At 73.0% G+C, this 4,601-nt stretch carries 1 protein-coding gene; it reads left to right on the forward strand.

Annotation, left to right across the window (positions count from 1 at the left end):
• Positions 1–415 precede the first annotated feature (415 nt).
• Positions 416–4,601: PKD domain-containing protein (locus ACI8AP_RS20870; protein WP_456591290.1), on the forward strand; the 4,186-nt coding region annotated here is incomplete at its 3' end.

Here is a 4,601-nt window from a genome sequence, read left to right on the forward strand (position 1 = left end):
CGATGACCTGGACCGATGACACCGCCGGTCTGCAGGTGGCCGGTTCGGTGGGTCTGACCGCGCACCGGCCGGGCAGCAGCACCGCGGCCACCGCGGTGCGGTTCGGCGGGATCACGGTGACCGCGCTCGACTGACCCGGGGCCGGCCGGCCGAGTTCGGCCGGCCGGCCCCGGCGCGGCCCCGCCTGACCCGGTCCACGCCGGCCCGTCGGCACAGCCGTGGGCGAGCCGCGACGCGTTCACGGGCGGACCGTGACGTGACGCTCACTCATCGTCACGCGGTTGCCTCCGATGGGGGGATGAGCACGCTGCGTCACCGGATCGGGCGATCGGCGATAGAGGTCTGTCGTGTCAGGGTGACTCTCGGTATCGATCGGTCACGGGTGTGACCGGTGCCGAGCACTACGGGGGAACGCATGAGTGCATCGTTGGCGGCTGCGCCGAAGAAGATCCTGGCCGGGGTGATGGCCGCGGCGTTGGGCGTCGGCGTCTTCGCGGTGCTGCCGCCGGGGGTGGCTGCCGCGGATTCCGCACCCACCGGTGTGGTGGGCCCCGCCAACCCGACCACGGTGACCGCCGACGCGTTGCCGACCGCCCAGATCGACGGCGTGGCCTGGTCCCAGGCCGTCGTCGGCAACACCGTCTACGTCGGTGGCTCCTTCAGCAGCGCCCGGCCGGCCGGTGCCGCGCCAGGTGAGCGGGAAACCACCCGTTCGAACCTGCTGGCGTACGACATCCGCACCGGCGAGCTGATCGAGTCATTCGCACCCACCCTGAACGGTCAGGTGCTGGTGGTCGCCGCCTCGCCGGATGGCTCTCGGCTCTACGTCGGCGGTGACTTCACCGAGGTCGACGGCCAGGTCCGCCGCCGGGTGGCCGCCTTCGACATCGCCAGCGGCACGCTGGTCGCCAACTGGAAGCCGACAGTCAACAGCCAGGTGCGAGCCATCGCCGCCACCGACGACACCGTCTACCTCGGCGGCAGCATCACTGCCGTCGGCGGCGTCAGTCGGTCCCGGCTGGCCGCGGTGACCGCGGCCGACGGCTCGCTGCTGCCCTGGGCCCCGCAGCCCGGAGTGGGACCCACGTCGGGGAACTCCGACGGCAACCGCGGCACGAGCGACCAGGTGATGGCGCTGGTCGTCACCGGGAACGGCCAGGTCGTGGCCGGGGGTCGGTTCGACTCCATGAACGGCACCAAGGCCACCGGCGTCACCGCGCTCGACCCGGTCAGCGGGGAGACCCGCCCGTTCGCCATCAACGAGGAGCTGACCAACCAGGGCATCAACTCCGCCGTCTACAGCCTGTCCACCGACGGGAACGTCGTCTACGGCACCGCCTACGACTTCTACGGTCCCGGCAACCTCGAGGGCTCGTTCGCCGCGGCCGCCGACGGCGGGGAGATCATCGCGATCAACGACTGCCGTGGGGACAGCTACTCGAGCTACCCCATGCACGGGGCGCTCTACGTCACCGGCCACCCGCACGACTGCGAGAACATCGGCGGCTTCGAGGAGCAGCAGCCGCGGACCCACCGGTACGGGGTCGCGTTCTCCGTCGAGCCGTCCGGTGTGACCGGCTCGCACTGGATCGAGAACAGCAACCTGAGCGGCCAGCCGGCGGGCGCGCTGCTGAACTGGTTCCCGAGCATGACCCCCGGCACGTTCACCGGGCAGGGGCAGGCCGGCTGGCACGTCACCGGCGACGGCGAGTACGTCGTGTACGCGGGCGAGTTCCCGCGGGTCAACGGCGTCGGGCAACAGGGCCTGGTCCGCTACGCCATGCCGGACACCGCGCCCAACCAGGTGGGCCCCAGCGGCGAGGACTTCACCGCCACCGCCACCTCGCCGGTCGCCGGCCAGGTCACCGTCTCCTGGCGGGCGACCAGCGACCAGGACAACTCGACCCTCACCTACGCCGTGTACCGAGAAGGCGAGGAGTCGCCCGTCGCCGAGACCACCGCGACCAGCACCTGGTGGGACCGGCCCATGCTGTCGGCGACCGACCCCGGGGTCAGCGGCTCGCTGCGCTATCGGGTCACCGCCACCGACCCGTTCGGCAACTCCGTCGCCACCGACTGGGTGGCCGTCGACGTGGCCCCGGGCGCCGGTGCCGGGACGTCGTCGTACCAGGACCTGGTCCGCGCCGATGGTGCCCGCTCCCACTGGCGGCTGGGCGAGGCCTCCGGCTCGACCGCCGCCGACAGCGTCGGCGCCGACCCGATGACCGCGGGCGCGGGCGTCCGGCCCGGCGCCGAGGCTGCCGTCGCCGGTGACACCGCGTACTCCTTCGACGGGACGGCGTCGGCCACGCTGGCCACCGGCACGCGCACCGCCGCGCCGAGTGCCTTCACCCAGGAGGCGTGGATCCGAACCACCTCCCCCGGCCGGGTCATGGGCTTCGGCGACGCCCGCACCGGGTCGAGCTCCACCTATGACCGCCAGGTATGGGTCGACGAGGGGGGCCGGCTCAATTTCGGGGTGAACGCCCGCTTCCTGTTCTGGTACCTGCCGGTCACGGTTACCAGCAGCGAGGCCTACGACGACGGACAGTGGCACCACGTCGCCGCCACGCTCGACTCCCAGGGCATGGCGCTGTACGTCGACGGCGAGCTGGTCGCCTCCCGCTCCGGCGGCCTTTCGCCCCAGCCGTACAGCGGCTACCTGCGCGTCGGCAGCGACCGCGCGATGGGCGGCGCTAGCACCTTCACCGGCGAGATCGACGAGGTGGCGCTGTACCAGACGGCGCTGAGCGCCGAGCGGGTCGCCGCGCACGCCGGGGCCGCGGGCGGCTCGAACCTGGCTCCGCTGGCCCGCTTCACCAGCACGGTGACCGACCTGGCGGTGGGCCTCGACGGGTCTGGCTCGGTCGATGCCGACGGCACCGTCACCGGTCACACCTGGGACTTCGGCGACGGCACGACCGCCACCGGTCCCACCGCGATGCACAGCTACGCCGAGGCCGGCAGCTACGTGATCACGCTGGCGGTCACCGACGACGGTGGCGCGACGCGGACGGCGGCCCGCGTGGTCACGGTGGCCCCGGCTCCGCCGAACCAGGCGCCGTCGGCCGCCTTCACGGCCACGGCCGATGGCCTCGAGCTCACGGTCGACGGCTCCGGGGCGACGGACGTCGACGGCACCGTCACCGGCCACGCGTGGTCGTTCGGTGACGGCACCACCGGTACCGGCGCCGCCGCGACGCACACCTACCCCGCGCCGGGCTCGTACCGGGTCACGCTCGCCGTCACCGATGACGACGGTGCGGTCTCGGTCGCCGAGCGACTGGTCGTCGTCACCGCTCCGGTGAGCAGCGAGCTGGTTGCCAAGGACACCTTCGGACGCACTGTCACCGGGGGCCTGGGCACCGCCGATGTCGGCGGGGAGTGGATCACCTGGGCGGGTTCGGCGCGGCTGTCGGTGACCCCGGGGGCGGCGACGTTCGAGCTGCCAGGCGTCCGGCACAACACCGGCGCCTACCTGGACTCGGTGTCGCAGACCAGCGCCGACGTCGTGACCTCGTTCTCCCCGACCACGGTGCCCACGGGCGGTGGCACGTACCTGTACGTCACCGGCCGGCGGGTCGCCTCGGGGGAGGAGTACCGGGTGCGGGTGCGCGTCCTGGCCGACGGCCGCGTCGCGTTGGCTCTCTCCCGGCTCACCGGTGGCACCGAGGCGTTCCCCGGCGGTGAGGTGTTCGTCCCCGGCCTGACCTGGACGGAGGGCACCTCGCTCCTCGCCCGCGTCGAGGTCTCCGGCACCGGCAGCACGGCGATCACCGGCCGCGTCTGGGCCGAGGGCGCCCCGGAGCCGGAGGATCCGCAGCTGACCGCCACCGACTCCACTCCCGCCCTGCAGGCGGCCGGGTCGGTCGGGCTGACGGCTCACCGCCCGGCCAGCACCACGGCGGCCACCGCGGTCCGGGTCAGCTCCTTCCAGGTCCTGCCGGTCGGTGCAGGACAGGTCACCAACACGGCGCCGGTCGCGGCATTCACCGCCACCACCGACGGGCTCACCGTCTCGGTGGACGGGACGATGTCGGTCGATCCGGACGGCTCTGTGACCGGGTTCGCGTGGGACTTCGGCGATGGAGTTCCCGGGACCGGGGCCACCGCGACGCACGGCTACGCGGTGCCCGGCATCTATCCGGTGACCCTCACGGTCACCGACGACAGCGGGGCGTCCAGCAACACCAAGCGGCAGGTCCAGGTCACCGCGCCGGCGGAGATTCCGGTGGTCGCCGGTGATGCGTTCGGGCGCACCGTCTCCGGTGGTCTGGGCACCGCCGACGTCGGTGGTGCGTGGACGGCGTGGGCCGGGGCCAGCCGGTTGTCGGTGAGCCCGGGTGTGGCGTCGTTCGAGTTGCCGGGGGTCGGTCACAACACCGGGGCGTATCTGGGTGGGGTGTCGGCCACCGAGGTGGACGTGCGGACCTCGTTCACGCTGGAGTCGACGCCGACGGGGTCGGGGACGTTCGTGTACGTGACCGGTCGTCGGGTGGAGTCGGGGCTGGAGTACCGGCCGCGGGTGCGGGTGCTGCCCGATGGTCGGGTGGCGGTGGCGTTGTCGCGGTTGGCCGGTGGGGTGGAGTCCTTCCCGGGTG

The sequence above is a fragment of the Blastococcus sp. SYSU DS1021 genome, from assembly GCF_054050995.1.